The 26,042-nt window shown below is 71.1% G+C and carries 31 protein-coding genes; 21 read left to right on the top strand and 10 right to left on the bottom strand.

Annotation, left to right across the window (positions count from 1 at the left end):
* Positions 1-29: 29 nt before the first annotated feature.
* Entirely contained in the window at positions 30-485 is a 456-nt protein-coding gene (locus ACFYY1_RS20715) for a hypothetical protein (protein ID WP_388587439.1), read from the bottom strand.
* A 274-nt stretch (positions 486-759) separates the two neighbouring features.
* On the opposite strand from ACFYY1_RS20715, the gene ACFYY1_RS20710 reads away from it, so the two are divergent.
* Positions 760-1,725, top strand: coding sequence for a DUF5937 family protein (locus ACFYY1_RS20710; RefSeq protein ID WP_388587437.1), 966 nt, complete (start codon positions 760-762; stop codon positions 1,723-1,725).
* 163 nt (positions 1,726-1,888) lie between these two features.
* The gene (locus tag ACFYY1_RS20705; protein ID WP_388587435.1) at positions 1,889-2,782 is read left to right on the top strand and encodes a phosphatidylinositol-specific phospholipase C; all 894 of its coding nucleotides are present in this window, start codon (positions 1,889-1,891) and stop codon (positions 2,780-2,782) included.
* Positions 2,783-2,863: 81 nt separating this feature from the next.
* On the opposite strand, the gene ACFYY1_RS20700 is transcribed toward ACFYY1_RS20705, so the two are convergent.
* Positions 2,864-4,750, bottom strand: a complete 1,887-nt coding sequence (locus ACFYY1_RS20700) for a serine/threonine protein kinase (protein WP_388587432.1) — start codon at positions 4,748-4,750, stop codon at positions 2,864-2,866.
* Between the two features lie 225 nt (positions 4,751-4,975).
* Between ACFYY1_RS20700 and ACFYY1_RS20695 the strand changes: the two genes are divergently transcribed.
* From ACFYY1_RS20695 to ACFYY1_RS20685, 3 genes are all read left to right on the top strand, one after another.
* A complete protein-coding gene (locus tag ACFYY1_RS20695) occupies positions 4,976-5,566 on the top strand; it encodes a TetR/AcrR family transcriptional regulator (protein ID WP_388587430.1) in 591 nt (196 codons plus the stop codon).
* A gap of 150 nt (positions 5,567-5,716) precedes the next feature.
* A complete protein-coding gene (locus ACFYY1_RS20690; protein ID WP_388587428.1) occupies positions 5,717-6,163 on the top strand; it encodes a helix-turn-helix domain-containing protein in 447 nt (148 codons plus the stop codon).
* A 33-nt stretch (positions 6,164-6,196) separates the two neighbouring features.
* Positions 6,197-6,739: a PIN domain-containing protein gene (locus ACFYY1_RS20685; protein ID WP_358941214.1), complete on the top strand. Its 543-nt coding sequence runs from the start codon at positions 6,197-6,199 to the stop codon at positions 6,737-6,739.
* Between the two features lie 30 nt (positions 6,740-6,769).
* Here the strand turns inward: ACFYY1_RS20685 and ACFYY1_RS20680 are convergent, their stop codons facing one another.
* From ACFYY1_RS20680 to ACFYY1_RS20655, 6 genes are all read right to left on the bottom strand, one after another.
* A complete protein-coding gene (locus ACFYY1_RS20680; RefSeq protein ID WP_388587426.1) occupies positions 6,770-8,194 on the bottom strand; it encodes a sensor histidine kinase in 1,425 nt (474 codons plus the stop codon).
* A complete protein-coding gene (locus ACFYY1_RS20675; protein WP_388587424.1) occupies positions 8,191-8,922 on the bottom strand; it encodes a response regulator transcription factor in 732 nt (243 codons plus the stop codon). Before ACFYY1_RS20675 ends, ACFYY1_RS20680 begins: the two co-directional genes overlap by 4 nt.
* Positions 8,923-8,978: 56 nt before the next feature.
* A complete protein-coding gene (locus ACFYY1_RS20670) occupies positions 8,979-9,182 on the bottom strand; it encodes a hypothetical protein (RefSeq protein WP_388587422.1) in 204 nt (67 codons plus the stop codon).
* A 32-nt stretch (positions 9,183-9,214) separates the two neighbouring features.
* A complete protein-coding gene (locus ACFYY1_RS20665; protein WP_388587419.1) occupies positions 9,215-10,363 on the bottom strand; it encodes a S1C family serine protease in 1,149 nt (382 codons plus the stop codon).
* 147 nt (positions 10,364-10,510) lie between these two features.
* A complete protein-coding gene (locus tag ACFYY1_RS20660; RefSeq protein ID WP_266730953.1) occupies positions 10,511-11,548 on the bottom strand; it encodes a LacI family DNA-binding transcriptional regulator in 1,038 nt (345 codons plus the stop codon).
* Positions 11,549-11,572: 24 nt separating this feature from the next.
* Entirely contained in the window at positions 11,573-12,376 is an 804-nt protein-coding gene (locus ACFYY1_RS20655) for a winged-helix domain-containing protein (protein WP_388587417.1), read from the bottom strand.
* Between the two features lie 276 nt (positions 12,377-12,652).
* Here ACFYY1_RS20655 and ACFYY1_RS20650 point away from each other — a divergent pair, with 276 nt between their 5' ends.
* From ACFYY1_RS20650 to ACFYY1_RS20615, 8 genes are all read left to right on the top strand, one after another.
* Positions 12,653-13,549, top strand: a complete 897-nt coding sequence (locus tag ACFYY1_RS20650) for an alpha/beta hydrolase family protein (protein WP_388587415.1) — start codon at positions 12,653-12,655, stop codon at positions 13,547-13,549.
* Between the two features lie 41 nt (positions 13,550-13,590).
* A complete protein-coding gene (locus ACFYY1_RS20645) occupies positions 13,591-13,845 on the top strand; it encodes a MoaD/ThiS family protein (protein ID WP_388587413.1) in 255 nt (84 codons plus the stop codon).
* 10 nt (positions 13,846-13,855) lie between these two features.
* Positions 13,856-15,301 carry a hypothetical protein gene (locus ACFYY1_RS20640; protein WP_388587411.1) on the top strand — a complete coding sequence of 482 codons (1,446 nt, stop codon included), beginning with the start codon at positions 13,856-13,858 and terminating at the stop codon, positions 15,299-15,301.
* Between the two features lie 132 nt (positions 15,302-15,433).
* Complete coding sequence (locus ACFYY1_RS20635; protein ID WP_388587410.1) at positions 15,434-16,123, top strand: DUF2993 domain-containing protein; 690 nt, start codon at positions 15,434-15,436, stop codon at positions 16,121-16,123.
* Between the two features lie 275 nt (positions 16,124-16,398).
* A complete protein-coding gene (locus tag ACFYY1_RS20630) occupies positions 16,399-16,506 on the top strand; it encodes a putative leader peptide (RefSeq protein ID WP_350983699.1) in 108 nt (35 codons plus the stop codon).
* 160 nt (positions 16,507-16,666) lie between these two features.
* Positions 16,667-17,512: a sulfurtransferase gene (locus ACFYY1_RS20625; RefSeq protein WP_388587408.1), complete on the top strand. Its 846-nt coding sequence runs from the start codon at positions 16,667-16,669 to the stop codon at positions 17,510-17,512.
* 49 nt (positions 17,513-17,561) lie between these two features.
* Positions 17,562-17,849 (top strand): DUF1416 domain-containing protein, encoded by a 288-nt coding sequence (locus tag ACFYY1_RS20620; protein ID WP_018490348.1) that lies wholly within the window; start codon positions 17,562-17,564, stop codon positions 17,847-17,849.
* A 170-nt stretch (positions 17,850-18,019) separates the two neighbouring features.
* On the top strand, positions 18,020-18,277 hold the full coding sequence (locus ACFYY1_RS20615) for a DUF3099 domain-containing protein (protein WP_388587405.1): 258 nt from the start codon (positions 18,020-18,022) through the stop codon (positions 18,275-18,277).
* Positions 18,278-18,298: 21 nt separating this feature from the next.
* Here the strand turns inward: ACFYY1_RS20615 and ACFYY1_RS20610 are convergent, their stop codons facing one another.
* Positions 18,299-18,661: a DsrE family protein gene (locus ACFYY1_RS20610; protein WP_351258367.1), complete on the bottom strand. Its 363-nt coding sequence runs from the start codon at positions 18,659-18,661 to the stop codon at positions 18,299-18,301.
* A gap of 106 nt (positions 18,662-18,767) precedes the next feature.
* Between ACFYY1_RS20610 and ACFYY1_RS20605 the strand changes: the two genes are divergently transcribed.
* The 6 genes from ACFYY1_RS20605 to ACFYY1_RS20580 all read left to right on the top strand — a co-directional run bounded on the left by ACFYY1_RS20605 (position 18,768) and on the right by ACFYY1_RS20580 (position 23,745).
* Positions 18,768-19,565 carry a hypothetical protein gene (locus ACFYY1_RS20605; protein ID WP_388587402.1) on the top strand — a complete coding sequence of 266 codons (798 nt, stop codon included), beginning with the start codon at positions 18,768-18,770 and terminating at the stop codon, positions 19,563-19,565.
* A complete protein-coding gene (locus tag ACFYY1_RS20600; protein ID WP_388587400.1) occupies positions 19,562-20,395 on the top strand; it encodes a hypothetical protein in 834 nt (277 codons plus the stop codon). The genes ACFYY1_RS20605 and ACFYY1_RS20600 overlap by 4 nt, the downstream gene beginning before the upstream one ends.
* On the top strand, positions 20,392-21,276 hold the full coding sequence (locus ACFYY1_RS20595; protein WP_388587397.1) for a hypothetical protein: 885 nt from the start codon (positions 20,392-20,394) through the stop codon (positions 21,274-21,276). Before ACFYY1_RS20600 ends, ACFYY1_RS20595 begins: the two co-directional genes overlap by 4 nt.
* A 325-nt stretch (positions 21,277-21,601) precedes the next feature.
* Complete coding sequence (locus ACFYY1_RS20590; protein ID WP_388587394.1) at positions 21,602-22,174, top strand: FABP family protein; 573 nt, start codon at positions 21,602-21,604, stop codon at positions 22,172-22,174.
* A 68-nt stretch (positions 22,175-22,242) separates the two neighbouring features.
* Positions 22,243-22,707 (top strand): Fur family transcriptional regulator, encoded by a 465-nt coding sequence (locus tag ACFYY1_RS20585; RefSeq protein WP_388587391.1) that lies wholly within the window; start codon positions 22,243-22,245, stop codon positions 22,705-22,707.
* Positions 22,708-22,779: 72 nt separating this feature from the next.
* Positions 22,780-23,745: a YgfZ/GcvT domain-containing protein gene (locus ACFYY1_RS20580; protein WP_388587388.1), complete on the top strand. Its 966-nt coding sequence runs from the start codon at positions 22,780-22,782 to the stop codon at positions 23,743-23,745.
* 71 nt (positions 23,746-23,816) lie between these two features.
* On the opposite strand, the gene dtd is transcribed toward ACFYY1_RS20580, so the two are convergent.
* Positions 23,817-24,266, bottom strand: coding sequence for a D-aminoacyl-tRNA deacylase (gene dtd / locus ACFYY1_RS20575; RefSeq protein WP_388587386.1), 450 nt, complete (start codon positions 24,264-24,266; stop codon positions 23,817-23,819).
* Between the two features lie 117 nt (positions 24,267-24,383).
* Here dtd and ACFYY1_RS20570 point away from each other — a divergent pair, with 117 nt between their 5' ends.
* The gene (locus tag ACFYY1_RS20570; RefSeq protein WP_388587383.1) at positions 24,384-24,998 is read left to right on the top strand and encodes an ABC transporter substrate-binding protein; all 615 of its coding nucleotides are present in this window, start codon (positions 24,384-24,386) and stop codon (positions 24,996-24,998) included.
* 46 nt (positions 24,999-25,044) lie between these two features.
* The gene (locus ACFYY1_RS20565) at positions 25,045-26,028 is read left to right on the top strand and encodes an asparaginase (RefSeq protein ID WP_388587380.1); all 984 of its coding nucleotides are present in this window, start codon (positions 25,045-25,047) and stop codon (positions 26,026-26,028) included.
* Positions 26,029-26,042: the final 14 nt, after the last annotated feature.

Below are 26,042 nucleotides of genomic sequence, written 5' to 3'. Positions count from 1 at the left end.
TGCGGGCGGGGCGGTCGTGCGGGTTCTGCTCAGGTGCAGTTCTCCACCCGGATCGAGGCGTCGTTGTTGCGCAGGTTGCCGTTCAGGTTTCCCGCGTGCCCGGCGTTGAGCCAGTTCGAGTCACCCGTGAAGCCGGTGTAGTAGAAGACACGGACGCGACAGTTGGTGGTGTTGTTGCCCATGGAGGCGGCGTTGTTGCGCACCACCTGCCCGGCACCCGCCGAGCCCGTCCCGTGGTTGGCGAACTTGTTGCCCGACAGGTCCGAGTCCGACGTCCCGGAGGGCGTCCAGCTCGCGTTGGTGAGATTGGGGCTGTAGTAGAGGCACATGTAGGTGCCGCAGGGCTGCCAGAACGACGACCAGGTGTCGATGTTCGTCGACGCACCGGCTGTCGGCGCGAGCGCGAGAGTGGCGGCGCTGGTCGCGGCAACGGCGATGCCCACCATGGACGCCCGCTTCAGGGATATGGCTCGTAACACGTTCATCTGCGACTCCTGTGACTCGTGAGTTCGGGTGTACTGCCGGACACTCAGCTCCCGTAGCCATGCCTCGGCTGCGGGAAATCCCCCCGTAGGTCCGGGTGGCCCTGGGCGATCGGATCGCACAGGGCCGGATAGTGGCTTTCGCCCGGGGGTTGCCGGGGCCACCCTCGAAGGCGTTGCGTGTCCATGGTCGGGACGGGGCCGGGGGGCCCGCGATGGTTTCGGTTCTGGCCGAACAGTGGCGCGCGGGAATCCGGGACCGGCACGAGGGGGACGCATGCTGAGTGTGAGTTTCACGCCCGAGGATCTGCTGGGGGTGACGTTCGCGACCGGTCCGGCGCCGCTGATGGAGCTGGTACTGGTCACGGGGATGGTTCAGCGGGACGTCTCGCCGGTGTTCAGACGGTGGCAGCAATCGATGCGTGCCGGGTTTCCGCAGGACGCGCGCCGACTGCTGGAACTGGTGTCGCCGGGGGCGACGGGCCCGATGTTCCTCGACCCGCTGAGCCATGGGCTGGAGGACGGGCTCGACATGGTTCTGTCGGCTCCCACCGACACGGTCCGCGCGGAACTGGGCCGGGTCTGCCGGGCGAGCCGTCGGGTCACCCCGTGGATCCGCGGACTGGCGGACCGGGACAAGGAGGCGTGGCAGGACCTGGAGCAGGCCGTGCGGACGGCGTACGCGAGCTTCGTGGCCCCGTCCTGGAGCCGGGTCCGGTCGGGATTCGACGCCGAACGTGCCTGGCGCACCCGTTTTCTCGCGGAGCACGGAATCCGTGCCACGCTGGCCGGCCTCGTCCCCGGTGGGCACTGGCAGGGCACGACCCTGGTCTTCGACTGCCTGAAGCACGGCGAGGTCAAGCTGACCGGACACGGCCTCGTACTGCTGCCGTCCCTGGTGTGGGACGGTCCGCCCCTGGTGGCCGTGCACGAGGACGCCGCGAGCATCCTCATCTACCCGGCCCTGACCCCGCTGCCGCTGCTCGGCCCGCGCGACGACGGCGATCCCCTGAGCGCCCTGCTGGGCCGTACCCGGGCGGCCGCCCTCGGCCTGCTCACCCAGCAGCTCACCACCACGGACATCGCCCGGGAGCTGGACATCAGCAAGTCGTCGGCCTCCGAACACACGAAGGCCCTCCGGGACGCGCGCCTGATCGTCACGCAGCGCGAGGGCAAGGCGGTCCGGCATTCCTGCACCCCGCTGGGGCTGGACCTGCTGACCGGCTCGGCCGCGGCCCTGTGACGTGTGCCGTTCACCCTGCTCCTGCAGTGGCGTTCACCCTGCTCCCGGAGTGATGTGCACCCTGTTCCTGTAGTGACGTGCACCCGTCATAATCTGACGGCTGACCCCCTGGGCCCCAGGCCCCAGGCCCCAGGCCCCCACGGCAGACGGAGGAACGTCCCGCATGAGCCCGTACACCGCCACTCGCCGGAACTTCCTGGCCGGCGCACTCGCCGCCACCGCCACCGTCCTGATCGGCGCGGGACCCGCAGGTGCCGCCGACCGCCAAGTCCTCGGCACCCAGGACTGGATGGGCGCCGTCCCCGACGCCACCGGACTGCAGCGCCTCACGATCCCCGGCTCGCACGACTCCGGCGCCCGCTACGGCGGGCCCTGGACCGAGTGCCAGAACACCACGATCGCCGAGCAGTTGAGCAGCGGCATCCGTTTCCTGGACGTGCGGTGCCGGGTCACCGGTGGCTCGTTCGCGATCCATCACGGCGCCTCGTACCAGAACCTGATGTTCGGTGATGTGCTGGGCGCCTGCTGGGACTTCCTGGCGGCCCACCCCACCGAGACCGTGCTGATGCGGGTCAAGCAGGAGTACTCGGAGGAGAGCGACGCGACGTTCCGGGCGGTCTTCGACGACTACCTCGACAACCGGGGCTGGCGGCCGCTGTTCCGTATCGACCCGGCGCTGCCCTCGCTGGGGCAGGCGCGCGGCAAGGTCGTGCTGCTGGCCGACAACGGCGGGCTGCCCGGTGTCCGGTACGCCGACTCGGCACTCTTCGACATCCAGGACGACTACATGGCGGAGCCGTTCGCCAAGTACTCCAAGATCGAGGCCCAGTTCCGCAAGGCCGCCCAGCAGCCCGGGAAGCTGTACATGAACTACGTCAGCACCGCCGCCCTGATGCCGCCGTGCTGGAACGCCGACCGGCTCAACCCGCAGGTCCAGTCGTTCCTGGACGGCTCGGAGGCGGCGGGCTGGACCGGGCTCGGGATCGTCCCGCTGGACTTCCCCGCCACCCGGTCCGGCCTGGTGGAGTCGCTGATCCGGCACAATCCGGGGGTCTGAGCGGCGCAGGCTGGGCCCCGTCGCGGGGCCCAGCCGTGGGCCCCGCCATGGGTCTGGTCGTGGCCTCCCCGGCCGCCGGTCTCAGGCCCGCTTGTAGTAGTAGCCGGCGCCTGCGGAATTCACGTAGAACCTGATGCCGCTGCCGTTGACGACGAAGTACGACGGTTTGAGGCTCGGGTTGCAGTAGGGGACGCTGGGGCCGACGAGCTTGGCCGTGCCGACGTTGATCCGGCTGCCGCCGCTCGTCGTGGAGGTCACCTTTCCCTCGTACGGGCACTGGTTGTAGAGGTAGTCGGACAGATGCACCACACCGGTCCGGGAGATGGTGATGGTGTTCGGCTGCCCGGAGTTGTACATGTCGCCGTACTTCCAGCTGCCCACGAACTTCGAGGGGACCGAGGTCCCGTCGCCCGAGCCGCCGGTGGATCCCGAGGTGCCGCTCGAACCGCCGCCCGACGTGCTGGTGCCGCCTCCCGACGACGATCCGCCGCCACCGGACGAGCCGCCGGACGAGGTCCCGCCCGCGGACGTCGTGTCGCCCGCGCCGGAGGATCCCGAGTCTCCGCCCGGGGCCTCGGCGTTCTGGCCGTCCCTTCCGTCCTGGCCGTCCTGGCCGTCCTGTCCGTCATCGCCCTCTTTGTCCCTACCGTCGGAGGCATCGGGGCTCTTCTTCCCCTTGGAGGGGGTGCCCTCCGGTGATGACGGCGACGATGACGACGGCGATGCGGGGGAGGCCGGGCCGGTCGCGCCGGCGGACGGCGCGGACGCGTGGTTTCCGCTGTCGCTGCTGAACGGCTGGAGCACGGCCACCGTGCCGCCGCCCCCGGCCAGGATGACGACCACGGGGACGGACACGGCCCACTTCCGGCGCCGCTCCTCCCGCTTGCGCTTCGGCTCGGTCGTCCCGCCGACGAGGACCGCCTCGGGGACGACCTCGGGAGCGGGCCCCGCAGGCGGCCGGAGGCCGACCGTGCTGCGGTCCACCCGCTCCTGCCGTACCGGCGCCGCCTCCGCGTCCAGGAGCTGTGCCGACTGCCGTGCGAGGTGACCCACCACGCCCGCCGGCAGCCACGACGCCGTCGGTGGGGCCAGGCGGTGACGGTCGGAGTCCGCCAACAGCTCGTCCACGGACGGGCGTTCGTCGACCGACTTGGTCAGGAGGCGGCTGATCAGGGTGCGCAGGCCCTCGTCGCGCACCCTCTTGAGGTCGGGGACGGCCTCGACTATGTGGTACATCACCGCGTGCTGGTTGCTCACCCCGTGGCCGAACGGGAGCGTGCCGGTCGCCGCGTAGGTCAGTACGGTCCCGAGCGTGAACACATCGCTCTTCGGGCTCGCGCTCTCGCCGAGGATCTGCTCCGGGGACATGAAGCCCGGTGACCCGATCACCATCCCCGTGCTGGTGAGCAGGGATTCGACCGAGGTCTCGACGGCACGGGCGATGCCGAAGTCGATGACCTTGGGGCCCTCGACCGTGAGCATCACGTTCGAGGGCTTGAGGTCGCGGTGGACGATGCCGGCCGCGTGGATGTCCTTGAGCGCCCGCAGCAGCCCGTCGGCGAGAGCGAGCACGGACTCGGTGGGGAGCGCGCCGTGGCCCCGCACGACCTGTTCGAGGGAGAGCCCGGGTACGTAGCCGGTGGCCACCCAGGGGTACTCCTCGTCGGGGGCCGCGTCCAGCACCGGCGCGGTGTAGTGCTCGCCCACCCGCCTCGCCGCGTCGACCTCGCGGCGGAAGCGGGCCCTGAACTGGGGATCCGCGACGTGCTCCGCGTGCACCACCTTGACCGCGACCGTGCGGCCGTTCTCGGCGCGGGCGAGGTAGACCCGGCCCATACCGCCCGCGCCGAGCCTGCCGAGCAGCAGATAGGGCCCGATGCGGACCGGGTCGCTCGCGGTCAGCGGCTTGATGCCACCGTCGACGTTGTCCTCGCTGCTCTCGTGATCGTCGTTGTGCTCGCTGGTCATGTTCGAGCGCTCCCCCGCGTGTCCCGCGCCGCAGCCCGTGGGACCGTCTCAGTCATCCGAAATCCGGTTGTCCTGCTGCGACTTGAAGCAGTGTTCGGTGTTCAGTCTGAGGTACGAAACGCAGCTATTGGAACTACTTCCGGAAAGAATTCCAGAAGCTTCACTACGCTGTTCCCGGAGACACTCCACGAGGGACCTGCGGTTCCGGGAACGAGGACGGCATCGATGAGCCCGAAGCAACAACGTGGTGAGGCCACTGCCGCCCAGGTGCTCGACTGTGCACTCGACATCTATGCGGCAGAGGGCGAAGCCGGGCTCACGCTCGGCGCGATCACCTCGGCCAGCGGGGTCAGCGCGGGAAGCATCTACCACCACTTCGGCAGCCTCCAAGGGGTGGCGCTCGCGCTCGCGCAGTCCTGGCTGAGCCGCCTGCTGGACGACCTGGGCAAGGCGCTGGAGCAGACGGACGACGCCCGCTGCGGCGTCCACGCCGTGGTGCGGGCCTACCTGCGCTTCGCCCAGCTCCACCCGGACGCGGCGCGGCTCATGCACTCCGTCACCGCGGACCGCGAGATCACGGCGCACGCCCATCGGGTCCGGGGCGCCCAGGAAGCCCGGCTGGCCCCGATCGCGGCCTGGCTCCACGACCGTCAGGCGTCGGGGCAGCTCGTCGACCTCCCCCTGCCCGTACTGGAATCGCTGATCCTGGGCCCGGTGACGGGCATCGTGCGCCGCTGGCTCTCCGTCGGGGACATCGACATGGAAGAAGCCGCACGGACGGTCCCGGACCACATCTGGCGCTCCGTCGGCCGGTGAGCGGCCCCGGGCCGCCGTCGGGCCTGGTCGAATCCCTGGTCCGGCGCAACCCGGGGGTCCGGGCCCGGGGGCCCGAGTCCTGACCGGCGCGGCACTTGCGTTTCTTTCGAATTGTGCGATGCTGGGTCTACTCTCAAAGGAGACAGAGCCATGCACGGCACCACTGAAGACCGCACTCTGCTGCCCGAGCACCGCGCGGAGATCGCTGAGCTCTGCGCCTTCCTGGACCGGACCCCGCAAGCTGCGGAGCCGGCCCTGCTGCGCGGCCCCGACGGCGCTACGCGCACGCTGCCCCCGGAGGTCTACGAGGCGCTGATGGTGGTGGTGCGGGCCCTGTCGGAGGGCAAGGCCGTGACGGTCGCACCGGTGAACACCACACTGACCACGCAAGAGGCCGCCGACCTCCTGGGAGTCAGCCGGCCGACGTTCGTCAAGATCCTCGATGAGGGCGGGATCCCCTTCTCGCGGCCGGGAAGGCACCGCAGAGTGCTCTTGGCCGACGTTCTCGACTACAAGGAGAAGAGGCGCTCGCAGCGTCGCCGAGGACTGGACGAACTGGTCGGACTGACCGAGGACGCCGGTCTCTACGACAATTGATCAGCTGAATCCGCCCGAGCCGACTGGAGCGATGTGCAGCGCGTCGTCCTGGACACCTGTGTCCTCTTCCCGAACTACCTCAGGGACACATTGCTGAGACTCGCCGAGGCCGAGCTCTATGAACCGCTCTGGTCCACCGACATCCTGGACGAACTGACCAGGAATGTCGGCGAGCGTATCGGGGCCTTGAAGGCCAAGGGAATCGTCGAAGCGATGGCGGGCACATTTCCCGACAGCCTTGTGTCGGGGTACGAGGCGCTCATACCTGCCATGGCGAACGACCCCAAGGACCGTCATGTGCTGGCGGCAGCGGTCCGGGGTCAGGCGCATGCCGTCGTCACGCTGAACGTGAAGGACTTCCCGGCCGAGGCTTCGGATCCGTACGAGATCGAGGTGATGCGCCCCGACGACTTTCTGTTGGACATGCTCGATCTCGCCCCGGTGGAGATGAACTCCGTGCTGCGCGCACAGGCCGGCTCCTACCGGCGGGAGCCTCGCGACCTGCACGGGCTGCTGGACCGGCTGGACGCGGGAGGCGCCCCGCAGTTCGCCGCCGAGTTCAGGCGCCGCCTCTGACTCCGCGCGGCCCCTCGACACGCCCCGCGCTCACAGCCCCGGCGGTGGCGTCGGTGCCCCTGGGAGCCGGATCGAGGCGATCGTGCCCGGACCCTCCGCCGCCGGGCGCAGGGTGATCTCGCCGCCGGACTGTTGGACCGTGCGGGCGACGATCGACAGGCCCAGGCCCGAGCCGGGGAGCTGGCGGGCGGACGGGGAGCGCCAGAAGCGTTCGAAGACGTGGGGGAGTTCGTCGGCGGGGATGCCGGGGCCCTGGTCCCGCACGGTCAGTTCGCCGTCGCGCAGGGCGATCTCGATCGTGCCGCGGGACGGGCTGAACTTGACCGCGTTGTCCAGGACGTTGACCACCGCACGTTCCAGCGCGGCGGGCTCGGCCCGTACGTACCAGGGGGTCAGGTCGGCCCGGAGGGTCAGCTCGGGGCCGCGCAGCCGGGCGCGTTCCAGGGCGGTGTCCGCGATGTCGTGCAGCGCGACGACCTGGAGCGGGCCGGGGGCGGGGGCGTCGGGGCGGGCCAGTTCCTGGAGGTCGCCGATGAGCGAGGCCAGCTCGGTCATCTGGGCCTTGACCGACTTCATCAGGGCCTTGCGGTCGTCGGGCGGGATGGCGCGGCCGGTGTCGTCGCTGCGGGCGAGGAGTTCGACGTTGGTGCGCAGCGACGTCAGCGGGGTCCGCAGCTCGTGGCCGGCGTCCGCGATCAGCTGGGCCTGGCGGTCGCGGGAGCTGGCCAGGGACGCGGTCATCGAGTTGAAGGAGCGGGAGAGCCGGGCGATCTCGTCCTCGCCGTCGACCGGGATGCGGACGGTGAGGTCCTCGGTGCGGGCGACGTGCTCGACGGCCTCGGTGAGCTCGTCCACGGGGCGCAGCCCGGTGCGGGCGACCCAGAGACCGGCCGCGCCCGCGCCGATGACGCCGATGCCGGAGAAGGACAGGAGCATCCAGGCGAGGGTGGAGAGCGGGTCGGTGATCTCGCTCATCGGGCGGGCGACGGAGACCGCGAAGCTTCCCGGGACCAGGCCGGGCGCCGGGTTGTGTGTCTCGTACGCGTAGGTGTGTACGCGCATCCTCGTGCCGCTCTTCGTGCTGGCCGTGTGCAGGACGTCGTCCCGCACACCGGCGGCCACGGCGATGTCGGCGGCCGTCACGTCGATCGGCGAGGCCCCGGCGGAGGTGCAGGTGCTCCCGGACACGGTGACGAGCTGCACGGTGTACCCCCCGATCGGCGGGGGGGTCGCCCGGTCGGGACGGGTGCAGGCGATGAACAGCTGCTGCATGTAGTCGTCGCTGACCTGAACATTGCGCAGTGAGGAATCCAGCTGGCTCTCCAGCTGCGCCTTCGTCGCGAACCAGCAGCCCGCCGCGACCGCCGCGACCGCGACCGCCACCGCCGTCGCCACCAGCAGCGCGAGCCGGGAGCGCAGCGGCAGGGCGCGGAGCCGGCGCAGGGGGCCGGTCATCCGTCACCGCCGCCGGAGCGGAGCGCGTAGCCGACACCCCGCACCGTGTGCACGAGGCGCGGCTCGCCGCCCGCCTCCGTCTTGCGGCGCAGGTACATCACGTACACGTCCAGGGAGTTGGAGCTCGGCTCGAAGTCGAAGCCCCACACCGCCTTGAGGATCTGCTCGCGGGTCAGCACCTGGCGCGGGTGGGCCAGGAACATCTCCAGCAGGGTGAACTCGGTACGGGTCAGCTCGACCCGGCGGGTGCCCCGGGTGACCTCGCGGGTGGCGAGGTTCATCCGCAGGTCCGCGAAGGCCAGCTCGTCGTCGGCCGGGACCGCGCCGCCCGCCGAGGCCGCGTACGAGCTGCGGCGCAGCAGGGCCCGGATGCGGGCGAACAGCTCGTCCAGCTCGAAGGGCTTGACCAGGTAGTCGTCGGCGCCCGCGTCGAGACCGGTGACCCGGTCGCCGACGGTGTCGCGGGCGGTGAGCATCAGGATCGGGGTGGTGGTGCCCGCGGAACGGAGCCGCCGGGCGGCGGTCAGGCCGTCCATCCGGGGCATCTGGATGTCGAGGACGATGAGGTCGGGGGTGTACGAGTCCGCCTTGGCGAGGGCGTCGAGGCCGTCGACGGCCACCTCGGTGCCGTAGCCCTCGAAGGCGAGGCTGCGCTGCAGGGCCTCGCGCACGGCGGGCTCGTCGTCGACGATCAGAATGCGCTGCGGATCGTCTTCGGCGGGGCTCATCGCTCTCGTCCTCTTCTCGTGCCGTGCGTCCCCGGGCGTTCCGGGGCGCTGTGCTCTCAGCCTCGCACGGCCGCGGTGCGTCGTCGTGCGGCCCGGCGCTTGCGGGCGGCGGTGGTACGGACCTCCGGGGAGCGGTCCGCCCCAAAGGTGCCGAGCCCGGCCGGTTCGTCGGGCGTCGCGAGTGTCGCGAGCAGTGCGAGGGGCAGAGCCAGATCGGCCGGGCCGGTGGGGGTGCCGTCGGGGTGGGCGGGATGGTGCATGTGTCGGTCTCCTCGGAGGGCTTGCAGGAGTCTCAGGAGCTGTTGCCGGCCCGCAGGGTGTCGAGGTCGGCCTTGAGCGTGTTGACCGGGATGGCGAAGCCGAGGCCCACGCTGCCGGCGCTCGAACTGCTGGATCCGCCGGACGAACTCGCCGAGTACATCGCGGAGTTGATGCCGATGATCTCGCCGTTCATGTTGATGAGCGCGCCGCCGGAGTTGCCGGGGTTGAGCGAGGCGTCGGTCTGGATGGCCTTGTACGTGGTGGTGGATTCACCGGTGTCGCCGTTGAACTGCCGGCCGCCGAACTCGAACGGCCACTGCTCGGCGCCGCCCTGCCCGTACTGACCCTGGTTGTTGCCGTCCTCCTTGGCGACGGTGACATCGCGGTCGAGGGCGGAGACGATGCCGCTGGTGACGGTGCCGGTGAGGCCCTCGGGCGAGCCGATCGCCACGACCTGGTCGCCGACCGAGACCTGCGAGGAGTCGCCCAGCGTGGCCGTTTTCAGCCCGCTCGCGCCCCGGAGCTTGATCAGCGCGAGGTCCTTGTCGGGGTCGGTGCCGACGACATCGGCGGTGTACGTCTTGCCGGTGCTGAGCGTCACCTTGATCGACGAGGCGCCGGAGATGACGTGGTTGTTGGTGACGACCTCGCCGTCGGACGTGATGACCACGCCGGAGCCGGTGGACTCGCCCGCCGTCGAGGTCGCGTTGATCTCGACGATCATCGGTGAGACGGCCTTGGCGACACCGGAGACGGTGCCCTTGCTGCTCTGCGAGACGGTGGTGCCGGGGATGACGCTGCTCGCACTGTTCGAGCTGTCGCCGGTGAGCTGCTCGATGACGGTGGCGGTGCCGCCGCCGACGATCGCCGCCGCGATCGCCACGGCCGTGAGGAGGGCGACCGGCCGCCTGGCCCGGTTCCGGTGCGCGGCCGGTTCCTGGGGTGCGGGCGGCGGGAAGTCCGGTCCGCCGGCCCCGTTGCCGCCGTTCCCGCCGTTGCTGCCGCCGTTCCCGCCGTTCTCGCCGTTCTCGCCGTTCCTGCTGGGCCACACGGTGATTCCGGGGCCCGTCGCGATCGGCTGCGCGGGCTGGTATGACGGCGGCGGCGGGTAGGACGCGTCGCCGTTGCCGTACGAGGGGTACATCGGGTACTCGCCGCTCGGGCGCTGGCTCTCTGTCATGCATATGAGCGTGTCCGGCGAAGATGAGAGAAGCCTGAGCACGCGCTGAGAAGCCCGGCAGAAGCTCGTATGCCCGATATAAGGAGGAGGCGGCGGCGGTCCCGGCCTGATGGAGGAGGCGGCCCCCGCGGGGCGGGAGCCGGTCCGCTACCGGACCGTCGGCTCCCCGCAGCCGCACGAGCGCCGCACCACCAGCGCCGACGGGAACTGCTTCAGCCGCTCCCGCCGCGACCCCGACACCCGCAACGAGTCGTCGAGCACCAGGTCCACCGCGGCCCGCGCCATCGCCGGGCGGTCCGAGGAGACCGTCGTCAGCGGCGGATCGGTCAGCCCGGCTTCCTTCACGTCGTCGAAGCCCGCCACCGCGAGCTCCCCGGGCACATCGATGCGCAGCTCGCGCGCGGCCCGCAGTACCCCGATCGCCTGGTCGTCCGTCGAGCAGAAGATCGCCGGCGGCCGGTCCGGCCCGGCGAGCAGCTTCAGCGCCACCTGATAGGCGTCGTAACGGTTGTACGGGGCCTGGAAGAGCCGGCCCTCCGTCGAGCGCCCCGACTCGTGCATCGCCCGGCGCCAGCCCTCGACGTGGTCGGCGACCGGGTCACCGACCGCCGGGGTGGACTCCACGCCGCCCAGACACGCCACGTACTCGTTGCCGTGCTCCAGCAGGTGCCGGGTGGCGAGCTGGGCGCCGCCGACGTCGTCGGTGACGACCGCGACGTCGTCGATCGCCTCCGGCCGCTCGTGCAGCAGCACGACCCGCGCGTCCCACGCCTCTATCTCGGCCGCCGCCCGCTCGCTGGGGCCCTGGCTGACCAGGATCAGGCCGGAGACCCGCATGCCGAGGAAGGCCCGCAGATAGTGGACCTCGCGCTCGTCGCGGTAGTCGGAGTTGCCGACGAGCACCATTTTCCCGCGCTCGGCGGCGGCCTGTTCGACCGCGTGCGCCATCTCGGCGAAGAACGGCTGCCGGGCGTCCGGCACGATCATCCCTATGAGATCGGTCCGCCGCGACGCCATCGCCTGGGCAACCCGGTCCGGCCGGTAGCCCAGCTCCTTGATCGCGGCGAGTACCCGCTCGCGCGTGGCCGGGGCGACCGGCCTCGGTCCGTTGTTGATGACGTAGCTGACGACCGCGGTCGACGTCCCCGCCAGTCTCGCCACATCGTCCCGCGTCACCTTGGCCACGCGCGGCAGTCTACGCGGATATACCTACCTCCCGGCAGGCCGGACCGGGGCTTCTTCCCGCATGGCGCCGGCCCGCGACTGCTCCGAACGGGTTACGGGTTCGGCGGCCGCCCTCGTCGCGGCCCGGTCCTTGGCCTCCTCGGCCGCGCGCTCCACCTTCTCGGGCACCACGAAGCGGTAGCCGACATTGCGGACCGTGCCGATCAGCGACTCGTGCTCGGGGCCGAGCTTGGCGCGCAGCCGCCGCACATGGACGTCGACCGTCCGCGTACCGCCGAAGTAGTCGTAGCCCCAGACCTCCTGGAGCAGCTGGGCGCGGGTGAAGACCCGTCCCGGGTGCTGCGCCAGGTACTTGAGCAGTTCGAATTCCTTGAAGGTCAGGTCCAGGACCCGGCCCTTCAGCTTCGCGCTGTACGTGGCCTCGTCGACCGAGAGGTCGCCGTTGCGGATCTCCATCGGGGAGTCGTCGGAGCTGATCTGCTGCCGTCCGGTGGCCAGCCGCAGCCGGGCCTCCACCTCGGCCGGTCCCGCCGTGTCCAGCAGCACGTCGTCGATGCCCCAGTCGGCGGTGACGGCCGCGAGGCCGCCCTCCGTCACGACGAGGATCAGCGGACAGCCCGGTCCGGTGGACCGCAGCAGCTGGCACAGCGACCGCACCTGGGGGAGGTCGCGGCGGCCGTCGATCAGGATGACGTCGGCACCGGGGGTGTCGACGAGAGCGGGGCCTTCGGCCGGTGCCACCCGCACGCTGTGGAGCAGGAGTCCGAGGGCGGGGAGCACCTCCGTCGACGGTTGAAGGGCATTCGTCAGGAGCAGCAGTGAACTCATCGCCGCCCACCTGCCTGGGTCGTCGGTCGATGATCGTGCACGGTTCGCTCGCCCATTACGTCGGTCCTCCTCGTTCCCTGCGAGAGGGGCACTCCCGGGCCGGGCCCGGGGGAGTATGCGGCACTTCTTCGTACGTTTTCGTGCTGGTCCCACGGCTGCGGTCCCGCGCCCCGGGGCCGCTGAGCTTGTGGAAACGTCGCCGTAACAACGCCTGGAAAGCACAAAAGGACCCGGGGGCTGCTCTGCCCGGATCCTCTTCCCAGCACAATAGCCCACATGAGTTCTGTGTCCGAGGGGCGAATTCGGAGTTCCACTGTTCCCTCGATCACGCCCGGTCCCCTGCGCACCACATTGCGTGCCGATGACGGGGTGCGTATCGAGGCGGTGTACGAGCCGTGCACGGCAGGTGCCGGGGCCGTTGCGGAATCATCCTTCGACGGTACTGCGATCGTGCTCGCGCACGGTTTCACCGGTTCGGTGGACCGGCCCGCGGTGCGGCGTGCCGCCGGGGTGTTCGCCGGGCGCGCGGCCGTGGTCACCTTCTCGTTCCGGGGGCACGGCGGCTCCGGCGGGCGCTCGACGGTGGGCGACCGCGAGGTGCTGGACCTGGCGGCGGCGGTGCAGTGGGCGCGGTCGCTCGGACACCGCCGGGTGGTGACCGTCGGGTTCTCGATGGGCGGTTCGGTGGTGCTGCGGCACGGTGCGCTGTACGCGGGCCGGCCGGACGGCGATGCGGGAGCCGGTGACGTCCTGGAGCGCGAGGGGCGCACCGGAGCGCGTGCGGAGGCACACGCGGATGCGGTGGTGGCCGTGAGCGCCCCCGCCCGCTGGTACTACCGGGGCACGGCACCGATGCGCCGGCTGCACTGGGTGGTCACCCGCCCCCTGGGCCGGCTGGTCGGCCGCTACGGCCTGCACACCCGGATCGACCGCGAGGAATGGGACCCCGTGCCGCTCCCGCCGGTCGGGGCCGCCGCCCTGATCGCCCCGGCGCCGCTGCTGATCGTGCACGGTGACCGGGACCCGTACTTCCCGCTGGACCACCCGCGCTCGCTGGCCGCCGCGGCGGGCGACGGCGCCGAGCTGTGGCTGGAGCGCGGGATGGGGCACGCGGAGAACGCCGCGGACGAGACCTTGCTCACCCGCATCGCCGACTGGGCGGTGGCGCGGTGACCGATGATGGACAGCTGACGAGAGACGAGAGGAGTGGCGCCATGCCTGCGGTAACCATCCGCTACTGGGCCGCCGCCAAGGCCGCGGCCGGGACCGCGGAGGAGCCGTACACGGCTGCGACCCTCGCGGAGGTGCTCGACGCGGTGCGTGAACGGCACCCCGGAGAGCTCACCCGAGTGCTGCAAAGGTGCTCGTTCCTCATCGACGGTGACCCCGTGGGCACCCGCGGCCATGAGACCGTACGCCTTGCCGAGGGCGGCACGGTCGAGGTGCTCCCGCCGTTCGCAGGAGGGTGAACCGCAGAACATGAGCAGCAACGATCAGCAGCATCCGTACGGACAGGACCAGGGTTACGGGCACGTCCCCGGCCACGACCCGTCGCACGGTCAGCACCCGCAGTCGCAGTGGCAGCCGCAGCCGTACGGTGATCAGTCGCACGGTGGCCAGGCATACGGTGGCCAGTCGTACGGTGATCAGTCGCACGGTGGCCAGGCATACGGCGGCCAGTCGTACGGGGACCAGGCGTACAGCGGTCAGTCGTACGGTGACCAGGGCTACGGCCACCAGTCCTACGGTGCGCAGCAGCCGTACGGCGGGCAGCCGCAGGCGCAGGGCCAGTACGACCCGAACCAGGCGCCGAACCAGGCACCCCAGGCGGGCCCCGGGCCGGCGTGGGGCACCGGGCACCCGCAGGAGCCCGCCGCGCCCGGTCCGCAGGACCCCGGCGTCGCGCAGACGTGGGAGGGCCAGACCTGGGACACCCAGTACCAGCCGGTGATCCACTCCGCCCAGCCGGCGCAGCCCGTGCAGGAGCCCGTGCAGCAGCCCGTTCCGGCCGCCGCCGAGACCGCCTACCTGCGGCCGCTGGGCGCCACGGGCGGGCACCCGCTCCCGCCCGAGGTACCGGCCGAAGCCGCCCCCGCCCCCGCCCCTGCTCCCGCCGCCGGGCACGACGCGGCCGGCTACAGCACCCCCACCACCCTGGGCAACAGCCGCGTCACCGATGCCCAGCGGGCCCGTGCCGAGGGCCGCTCGCCCATCATCGCGCCGGGCATGCAGCCCGCCGCGCTCACCGCCGGGCTCGGACTGCTGCTCGCCCTGGGCGCCGCGATCGGGCAGTACGCCCTCGTCGTACCGCTGGTGCTGCTCCAGGCCGTGACCGCGGCCGGCTGGTTCCGGCTCAACGGCATGTGGCCGGCCCGGCAGGGCATCGCGCTCGCGTTCGCGGGCGGCCTGGTCGCCGACATCGCGCTGCTCGCCGCGGGCCGGGAGAACGGACCGGCCGCCATTCTCGGCACCCTCGGCGTCTGGGTACTGCTCACCGTGGTCCTCCAGCTGCGCAGCCACGCCAGCGCCGACGAGCGGATGCAGGGCCTGATGGCCACCGTCGCCTCGGCCGCGCTCTCGGTCCTGGCCGCCGGACACCTCGCGGCGGTCCCGGACGCGGTGACGGTGGGCGCGGTGGCCGTCGCGGTCGCCGCGCTCGTCCGCGCGCTGCCGCTGCCCGGACCGGCCTCGGTCGTGGTGGCGCTGCTGGCCGCCGCGGGCGGTGGCGCCGTGGCCGGGACGCTGACCGACCTGGGCGCGAAGGGGGCGCTGCTCGGCCTCGCGGCGGGAGTCTGCGCACTGATCGGGCTGCGGGTGGCGAGCTACGACTATCCGTCGCGCTTCGTCCACATGACCGCCGGTGTGGCGCTGCCGCTCACCGCCGCCGCGCCCGCCGTGTACCTGCTCGGCCGCGCGCTCTCGTAGCGCCGGACCGGGCCGCCCCGGGAACCGAACAGGGGTGCCCGCTCGTCGATCACCCGGGGCGCCGTGCAGGTCCGACGGACGTGCGGGGCGCCAGGGGTCCGGCCGGATTGCAGGGTGGGGGAAAGAGCGGGCATGCGTGCACTGCGAATACTGCTGGTCATCGTGGTGGTTCTGGGCGGGATCTTCGTCGCCGTGGACCGGGCGGCGGTGTACTTCGTCGAGTCGGAGGCCGAGGGACGGATCAAGGTCACCGGCGCCACGATCGGTTCGACGGACGTCTCCATCAAGGGATTCCCGTTCCTGACGCAGGTCGCCGGGGACCAGCTCGACGAGGTCGACGTGGAGATCACCGGCATCGAGACCGACGCCAACGGCCACAGGCTCCGGATCAGCACGATGAACGCCGCGCTGCACGAGGTGAAGCTGTCCGAGGGCTACTCCAGCGCCACCGCCGCCCGCGCCACGGGCACCGCCGTCATCTCGTACGAGGACCTCACCAAGGCCGCCAGCGACGGCGTCGCCGTCGAGTACGGCGGCAACAACAAGGTGAAGGTGACCGGCACGGTCGACGTCCTGGGCCGCCCGGTCTCGCGCAGCGTGCTCTCCACCGTCACCCTGATCGACGGCCACACCGTCCGGGTGCGTGCGGACCAGGTACCGGGTGAGGACATCCCCGGGCTGGAGGGGCTGGTGCGCAAGAAGACCGACTTCGACCGCGAGGTCGGCGGCCTGCCGAGCGGCCTGAAGCTCCAGAAGATCCAGCCGACCGCCGACGGCCTGGAGATCTCGGTCACCGGCACGGACGTACAGCTCGCCGGCTAGCCCCTCCCGGGCCCCGGGCCGCCTGGGATCCGGGCCGCCTGGGATCCGTGCTCCCGCCCCGTCCGGCCCGGCGCCCCCGCATGCCCGGATGCGCAACAGTGCGCCACATACTGAGACGCCCCTGTCCGATCCGTAGATGGCCGATCCCCGCCGGTGATGCGGGGGCGACGCGAGGGGCGCCTCGCCCTCACTCCTGTCCCGCATCGTGGACGATCGCGTATCAAAATACGAAACAGCGGTGACATGGCCGCCGATACGTCCCTACGATCGGTCCCATGCAGTGCTCTATTGGCGGTCTCCCGCAGCGGGGACGGGCGGATCTCACGAAGCGGCGGGCAGTGGACCTGTGCCGCGTCGCCGCCATGCTCTGTCGCACTGTCTGAGCGGGAGCCTTCGGCACCCCGCATTCCCCCCGGCCCTCCGACCGAAGTCAGGGCCTTTCCCGATCGCCGTTGTACGTGTGCCGCACGCCGCGCCGCCGTACACCCGCATCACGCACCGTCTCGCATCATCTCGCCGCAGACTGCCCCGGAGGAGAACAGAATGAGCCGCAGTGACGTCCTGGTAGACGCCGACTGGGTCGAGGCCCACATCGACGACCCGAAGGTCGCTCTCGTCGAGGTCGACGAGGACACCTCGGCGTACGAGAAGAACCACATCAAGAACGCGATCCGGATCGACTGGACCAAGGACCTCCAGGACCCGGTCCGCCGTGACTTCATCGACCAGGCCGGGTTCGAGAAGCTGCTGTCGGAGAAGGGCATCGGCAACGACACCACGGTCGTCCTGTACGGCGGCAACAACAACTGGTTCGCGTCCTACGCGTTCTGGTACTTCAAGCTCTACGGCCACCAGGACGTCCGCCTGCTCGACGGCGGCCGCAAGAAGTGGGAGCTCGACTCCCGCGACCTGGTCGACGGCGACGACATCCCCTCCCGCCCGGCCACCGAGTACAAGGCCCAGCCGCAGGACGAGTCGATCCGCGCCTACCGCGACGACGTCGTGAAGGCCATCGGCAACCAGAACCTGGTCGACGTGCGTTCGCCCGACGAGTTCAGCGGCAAGCTGCTCGCCCCGGCGCACCTCCCGCAGGAGCAGTCCCAGCGCCCCGGCCACGTGCCGAGCGCCCGCAACATCCCGTGGTCGAAGAACGCCAACGACGACGGCACCTTCAAGTCGGACGACGAGCTCAAGGCCCTGTACGAGGCCGAGCAGGTCGACCTGGCGAAGGACACCATCGCGTACTGCCGCATCGGTGAGCGCTCCGCGCTCACCTGGTTCGTGCTGCACGAGCTGCTCGGCCAGGAGAACGTCAAGAACTACGACGGTTCGTGGACCGAGTACGGCTCCCTCGTGGGCGTGCCGATCGAGCTCGGCGCCAACAAGTAATCCGCACGACCCGGACCAGCACGACCCCCGACCCAGAAGGACGAAACACATGTGTGGAGCAAAGGCCGGCGGCCCCGACGCTTCGACCATCAAGCCCGGTGAGACCACCATCCAGGGCAGCGTGACCCGCGACGGCGAGCCCGTCACCGGCTACGTCCGCCTGCTGGACTCGACCGGCGAGTTCACCGCCGAGGTCCCGACCTCGGCGACCGGACAGTTCCGCTTCTACGCGGCCGAGGGGACCTGGACGCTGCGCGCCCTCGTCCCCGGCGGCAGCGCCGACCGCACGGTCGTCGCGCAGACCGGTGGCCTCTCCGAGGTCGCGATCGCCGTCTAGGGCGCCCCGCGCCGCGACACAGATCGGCCGAAGGGCCGTACCCCAGGGGGTTGGACGCCTTCCTGGAACGGGGTACGGCCCTTCGAGCCATTCCGCACGGGCAGGAACCGGGGCCCGCCCTCGGCGGCCGGGGTCTGCCCCATCGGCGGGGGCGGGCCTACGCTGGAGATATGTACGCCCGACGCCGTCGCGGCTATTTCCTGATGATGGGCGGTTGCATCGTCCTCTTCGTATCGGCCTGGTCCTTTGTCCGGCTGTGGTCGATGCCCGCCGCGATAGTGATGTGCCTCGTCGCGATGGTGATCCCGCCCATCGCGGCCATGATCGCCAACCGGCGGGGGCCGGACGACCGCTGGTGGGACGACCCGTCCGGCGACCCGAAGTCCGACGAGTGGTGGGACGAACTCGACGGCAAGAAGCGGCGGTAGCCCTCCTCGGCCGCTCCTGCGTCAGTAGACGAGGGCCTGCACGCCGTCGGCCATGATCTCGCTGACGAAGACCTGGGCCCCGGCGATCCGTACGCCCTCCAGGACGTCCTGCTCGGTGATGTCACGACGGGCCGCGCACTGCGTGCACAGGGTGATCCGGCCACCCGCCTGGATCGACTCGATCAGATCGGGCAGCGGCGCGGCATGCGGCAGTTCGAACTCGGCGGCGCGCCCCGGCAGCGCGAACCACGAGGACTCCCCGGTCAGCCAGAGCGAGACCTCCACGCCACTGGCGACGGCGACCGCGGCCACCGTGAACGCCTGCGAGCAGCGCTCGGCGGAGTCGGCACCTGCGGTCACCTTGATCACGAGCTTCTTCTGCATATGCCGAACTGTAATCGCCGGGCGGGCAACCTCTCCTCCCTGGCGGCGGTCAGGTGGGTGCGCGGATATCGGAATCAGCGCCTCTGGTCTCGTGGGGGGACCCCAATTGGAATTGAACGAAACTGTTTCTGACGGGTCGGCGCCACCGGTCGCCGCGCCCGTCGCGAAGCGCCCGCGCGGGCGTACGGCGCTGCTTCTCGCCGCCGCCGCGGTGCTCGGCATCGCGGGCGGCACCGCCGTGGGCTACGACGTGCAGGCCGGACGCGCCCCGACCCCGCTGCCCGCCCTGTCGCAGCCCGATCTGGCGTACCCGGCGAAGGCGCTGCCCCCGGGCAAGGCCCCCGACCCGCTGCCGGCGTCCCAGGACCGCCGGGTCAGGACGGACGGCGACCTGCGCGAACTGATCGCCGACCGGCCCGCGGGCTGGAGCGACGACGACAACTCGGTGCCGGGCCTCGGCGACGGCTACCTGGACCCGGACGTCTACGCCCGCTCCTCGTACAAGGAGGAGGGCTCCATGTACGAGTACTTCCTGGAGTACGACGTACGCCGGATCGCGGCCGCCGCCTGGAAGCGCGGGCAGTACCGCACCGCCGAGATCCATCTCGTGCAGTTCGGTTCGGGAACCGTCCAGGGGGCCCAGGACTTCGTCGAGGGCCAGCTCGCGTACATGCCCGGATCCGAGAACGGCGCGGGCAACAGCGGGGATCCGGTCAAGGGCAGCGGCAACGGCCGCTACTACGTCTACGAGGTCGACCGGAAGCCGGGCTATCTGCCGTCCTACCACGCCAGGGCCACCGTGTACCGGGGCGACATCGCGGCCGACATCCACCTCTACGACACCGTACCGATCAGCAAGAAGGACATCCGGACGTTGGCCGAGAGACAGCTGGAGCGCCTGTGAACGACGTGACCGCACAGGCGACCACGCCCGACGTTCCCGTCGGCGGGAACACCGACGGGAGCGCCGGAGCCTCCGGGACCGTCGCATCCGGCAGCCGCCCGCGCCGGGTGGTCCTCATGGCGCTTCCCGTCGTGCTGGTGGCCGCAGCGGTCGCGGGCGCGGCCGGGTACGCCAAGAACGCTGTGGACGCCGCCGACCGCAGCGCCGGAACGCGCCTCTGGGCGGAGCCCGCGCACAAGCCGGGCAAGGACCCGGCCGGTGACGTGGCCCGGGGCCGGGCCTCCACCGCGCTCAGCAAGCTGCTGCTGCCGGTCCCGGCCGGGTACCGGCTCGGCCCCGACAACGGGGAGCTGGGCAACGACGGCGAGCTGAGCGGCAAGAAGGCGACCGCCGCCATGAAGCTGAACGCCCGCGGTCTCGCGGGCAAGGAGCGCCGGGCCTACGAGAAGCGGATCGACAAGCTCCGCATCGAGGGCATCGCCACCCGTTCCTACACCGGGGGCGACAACACCCTGGCGATCAGCACCGAGATCATGCGGATGAAGGACAAGAAGGCCGTCCGGAACCTCTACGCCTTCAAGACGGGCCTCTTCGAGTCCATCGGCATCTTCCGCACGGAGCCGAAGATCAAGGAGCACACGCGGAACGCCAGGTGCTACGTCCTGCGCGAGGGCGAGGACTCCATCAAGTCGGTGAACTGCCTGGCGTACGACGGAGAGCTGAGCATCAGCCTCTCGGCGTCCGGCACCAAGCCGTTCGACCGGGCGGCCGTCGCCGAACTCCTGAAGGACCAGCTCGACCACATCGCGTCCCCGGGGGAGTACATATGACCGAGCAGACGACGGCGACACCCGACGGAACCGTGCCCGCGGTGCCCGCCGTGCCCGCCGAGGACACCTCCGTACCGCAGGCCCCCGAGTCCTTCCCGGCCCAGGCCGCGTCGTCGGCGCCGAAGCCGCCGCGGCGGGTGCTGCGGGCGGTCGCCCGGTGGACCGCCGCCGCCCTGGTCCTCGGGGGGTTCGGTGCCGGTACGGCCTTCGGCATCACTTCGATGGAGCGCACCGACGTACCCGGTCTGGCCACCGAGAGCGACGGCCGCTGGGACTATCCCGAGCTGGGCCTGCCCGCGCTCCCGGCCGGTTCGCCCCGCCCGTACAGCGACGGCAACGTCGCCGAGATCCACCACGCCGACCTGCGGCGCCTGCTGCTGCCCGCCCCGGCCGGGGCGATCGTCGACAAGAAGCTCGACGGCGGCTGGGTGAGCACGCAGCGGTACCTCGCCGAGTACGCGAAGGACGATCGCTCCGATCTCGCGCAGACGCTGAAGGACTCGGCTCCGCGCCACGTCGCCGCCCGCGGCTGGAGCATGCCGGACGGCACGTCGACCCGGATCTATCTCGTCCGGTTCAACTCGACGGCCTTCGCCCAGTCCTTCATGGACTCGATCGTCAGCAGCGGATCCGGGGTGCAGCTCGCCGGGGCGCCCGAGACGGTTCTCGACGAGGGCTGGAGCGGCGCCGGCAAGGTGGCGGGCACCTCGTCCTACGTGTACGACGAGGCGAAACCGTACGGCGAGGCGCGGGTCCGCCACGGCTACGTGGCCGCCGGGGACACGCTCGCCCTCGTCGTCCAGTCCCGCAAGGGCAAGGAGAGCACCCGGAGCGTCCCGTTCCACCAGACGGTGATCCTGCAGAACCAGCTGCTGGGCTGACCCGCCCCCGGCGGCCCCCGGGCAAACCCCGAACCGGCGGGCCGGGCCCCAACCCATTAGGCTGGGGCCCGGCCCCGTACTGCTGCCATAACGCTCGTTGCAAGGAGTTCCCGTGCTTGAGGCATTCTTCTCCGCCCTGCTGGTCCTGGTCTGCGTCGGCGTGCTCGCCTTCGCCGGGCTGACCGTGAAGAAGCTGTACCAGGGTCAGCGCTGACCCTGCCCGCAGCCTCCGCCCGCGCGGGTACCCGTCACGACAACGTGACACCTCGCACCCGATGTGTCACGTCCGCAGCCACCCCCACCTCACAGATCGTCTGAGCCGCTCATGATCGAGATTCCGTCCGACCTCCACCCGGACCTCGTCCCGCTGGCCTTCCTCCTCGGCAACTGGGCGGGCGCCGGTGTTTCCGACTTCCCCGGCGCCGAGCAGTGCAACTTCGGCCAGGAGGTCTCCTTCAGTCACGACGGCCGGGACTTCCTGGAGTACGTCTCGCACAGCTGGGTGCTCGACGCCGAGGGCCAGAAGGTCCGGCCGCTGGAGACCGAGTCCGGCTACTGGCGCATCGACAAGGACCGCAAGGTCGAGGTCGTCATGTCCCGCGACCAGGGCGTCATCGAGATCTGGTACGGCGAGCTGGCCGACAAGAAGCCGCAGATCGACCTGGTCACCGACGCGGTGGCCCGCACCGCGGCCTCCGGCCCGTACAGCGGTGGCAAGCGGCTGTACGGCTATGTGAAGAGCGACCTGATGTGGGTCGGCGAGAAGGCCACCCCCGAGGTGGAGCTGCGCCCGTACATGTCGGCGCACCTGAAGAAGGTCGTCACCCCGGAAGAGGTCGAGGCGATGGCGAAGAGCCTCGGTGACCTCCCGGACGACGGCATTGCCTTCTTCAAGTAGTCCGCCTTCGCGCGATCCGCCTTCGAACAGCACGCGGGCAGGTGCTCACCCGGTCCTACACTGGGCGTGTGGTGAGCACCGACTGGAAGACCGATCTCCGGCAGCGCGGCTATCGGCTGACGCCGCAGCGGCAGCTTGTCCTGGAAGCCGTCGACACGCTGGAACACGCGACACCCGACGACATCCTCTCCGAGGTGCGCAGGACCGCGTCCGGCGTGAACATCTCCACCGTCTACCGGACGCTCGAACTCCTGGAGGAGCTCGGGCTGGTCAGCCACGCGCATCTGGGGCACGGGGCACCCACGTACCACCTGGCCGACCGTCACCACCACATCCATCTGGTCTGCCGCGACTGCACCGACGTCATCGAGGCCGATGTCGCCGTCGTCGCCGAGTTCACCGCGAAACTCCGCGACGGCTTCGGGTTCGAGACGGACATGAAGCACTTCGCGATCTTCGGCCGCTGCGCCGACTGCACGGCGAAGGCGGCAAAGAACCCCCGGGGCGCCGAGAAACCCGAGGACGCCGCCTAGGCCGGCGGCCTCTCCGGCCGTACCGGTCGTACCGTTCATACCGCGTCCCACACCGCGTCGTACGCTGGTCGCATGAAGAGCCCCTTGCTGTCCCTGCCCGGCGCCGTCCCCGCCGAAGGCCGCGACGAAGGCGTCGCCGCGCACTACGGCGACCTGTTCCGTGAACAGCGCGCCCTCGCCGACGGCTCCGGCCTCGTCGACCTCTCGCACCGCGCCGTCGTCACGGTCACCGGCAGCGACCGGCTGGCCTGGCTGCACCTGCTGCTCACCCAGCACGTCAGCGAACTCGCCCCGGGCCAGGCCACCGAGGCCCTGATCCTCACCGCCAACGGGCACATCGAGCACGCGCTCTACCTCGTCGACGACGGCGAGACCGTGTGGATGCACGCCGAACCGGGTACCCAGGGCGATCTCGTCGCCTACCTGGAGTCCATGAAGTTCTTCTACCGGGTCGAAGTCGCCGACCGCACCGAGGACTTCGCCGTGGTGTACCTGCCGGCCGGCTCCATCACGGAGGTCCCGGACGGCGTGACGGTACGGGAGACGGCGTACGGCCGGGACCTGTTCCTGCCCCGCGCCGACCTGGAGGAGTACGCGGCGGCGCACGGCCCGGTCGCCGGCATCCTGGCGTACGAGGCGCTGCGCGTCGAGGCGCACCGCCCGCGCCTCGGCTTCGAGACCGACCACCGCACCATCCCGCACGAGCTGGGCTTGATCGGCACCGCCGTACACCTCCAGAAGGGCTGCTACCGGGGCCAGGAGACTGTGGCCCGGGTGCAGAACCTGGGCAAGCCGCCGCGCCGGCTGGTCTTCCTGCACCTCGACGGCAGCGAGGTGCTGCTGCCCGGACACGGCACCCCGATACGGCTCGCCGCGGACGGCGCCGAGGGGCGCCAGCTGGGCTTCGTCACCACGTCCGCCCGCCACCACGAGCTGGGGCCGATCGCGCTGGCCCTGGTCAAGCGGAACGTCGCGGTGGACGCCGAGCTGCTCGCCGGGGACACGGCCGCGGCCCAGGAGACGGTCGTCGAGCCGTAAGGCCCTCGGCGTCGAACCGCAGGGCCCGCGGTGCCGTAAGGCCCTCGGCGTCGAGCCGCAGGGCCCGCGGTTCAGACCTCGACGACGACGGTGAACGGGCCGTGGTTCGTGAGCGAGACCCGCATGTCCGCTCCGAACCGGCCCGTCTCCACCTGCGCGCCCAGCGCCCGCAGCTGCTTCACCACCTCGTCGACCAGCGGTTCGGCGACCTCGCCGGGCGCCGCCGCGTTCCAGGTGGGCCTGCGGCCCTTCCGGGCGTCCCCGTAGAGAGTGAACTGCGAAATCACCAGAAGTGGTGCATTCACGTCGGAGCAGGACTTCTCGCCCTCCAGGATGCGCAGCGACCAGATCTTGCGGGCGAGCTGCGCCGCCTTCTCCGGGGTGTCCCCGTGGGTGACTCCCACCAGCACACACAGCCCCTCGCCGACGATTTCGCCGACGACCTCGGGCCCGCCCGCCCCGTCCGCGCCGTCGGCCACCGTGACGCTCGCGCCGTCCACCCTCTGTATCACTGCACGCATACAGACCAACCTATCTTGGGCTGAACGGGTACAGAGCATCCACATAGGACCCACCCAAGTGGCACCATGCTCGGGAGGCGGTGTGCCGACGCACCGGTCGAGGGGATGGACACAAGCATGAGTACCTATGGAACCGGGCAGTCCCCCGGCGCCGTACCGGTCACACGAACCGGCGCCAGTACCAGCACCAGCACCATGCGGCCACCCGTTCAGCGAACCGGTCACGGTCTGGAGGACGGCCTGTCCGCCGGGCCGCAGCCCGAGCTGGGCACCCTGCGGCTGCCGGAGCTGCGCGCGCTGCGCCGCGATTCGCAGCGCGACGAGGCCGACCTCAGCTATGTGCGCCGGCTCGTCCAGGGCCGGATCGACATCCTGCGGGCCGAGCTGGCCCGGCGGCTGGATCCGGAGAAACCAGTGGTGGACCGGCTCTCGGAGATCCTCGCCGACACCCCGTCCCGGCACCGTTCCTCCGCCCGGCACGTCACGCTGACCACGCCCCGCAGCGACGAGTACCGCCGGCTGGCCGCCGAGACGCTCGCCGAGGTCGAGCTGTCCGATCTCGACGCCCGTACGGACGAGGAGCTGCACACCGCGATGGGGCGCCTGGTCCGCTACGAACAGCAGGTCTCCCGCCGCCGTCACCAGCTGCAGCGCACCATCGACGATTGCAGCGCGGAGATCGCCCGCAGGTACCGTGATGGTGAAGCACAAGTAGACGACCTGCTCGCCTGAAGCGACCCTTCCGGGGGCGGGTTCCGCTCGTCCCCGGAAGGCCACCATGACCTCCAGCGCCGCCCCCGCTGCACCGTCCGTCATACCCCCCGCTCTCCCCGTCCTGGCCGAGGTCGTACGGTCCGGCTTCGTGGAGGGCCGCCATCGGGGCTCGCTGGTCGTGCTGGCCGCCGACGGCAGCGTGGAACGGGCGCTGGGCGATCCGACGGTGCCGGTCTTCCCGCGCTCCTCCAACAAGCCGATGCAGGCCGCGGCCGTGCTGCGGGCCGGGCTCGATCTGTCCGGGGAGCGGCTGGCCCTGGCCGCCGCGAGCCACTCCGGCGAGGACTTCCACCTCGATCTCGTCCGCACGATGCTCGCCGAGCACGGACTGACCCCCGCCGACCTGCAGACCCCGCCCGATCTGCCGCTGGACCCGGTCGAGGCGGAGACGTACCTCGCAGCCGGCCACGTCCGGGAGCGGATCACCATGAACTGCTCCGGCAAGCACGCGGCGATGCTCGCGGTGTGCGCGCTGAACGGCTGGGACCGGGCGTCCTACCTCGACCCGTCGCACCCGCTCCAGCAGCTGGTGCACCGGGTCGTCGAGGAGGCGGCCGGCGAGCCGGTCACGGCGGTGGGAACGGACGGGTGCGGGGCGCCGCTGATGGCGATCAGCCTGGTGGGCCTGGCGCGGGCCTTCCGTACGTTCGTGATGGCGGAGCCGGGGACGGCGGAGCGCCGGGTCGGTGACGCGATGCGGGCCCACCCCGAGTACGTGGCCGGGACCCGCCGCCCCGACACCTGGCTGATGCGGGAGGTGCCGGGCACGCTCTCCAAGATGGGTGCCGAGGCGGTGCAGGCGGTGGCGCTGGCGGACGGCCGGGCGCTGGCCTTCAAGGTCGACGACGGTGCGACGCGGGCGCTCGGTCCGGTGCTGGCCCGTTCGCTGCAGCTGCTCGGCATCGACGCCCCGGTGGTCGACAGGATCGGACACGCGCCGCTGCTGGGCGGCGGCGGAGAGGTCGGCGAGATCCGGGCGGCCTTCTGACCGGTCCTGTTGCC

Source organism: Streptomyces sp. NPDC001890 (assembly GCF_042891445.1).
Classification (GTDB): Bacteria; Actinomycetota; Actinomycetes; order Streptomycetales; family Streptomycetaceae; genus Streptomyces.
The sequence above is the reverse complement of the archived record's forward strand: the minus strand, read 5'-3'. Positions and strand labels throughout refer to the sequence as shown.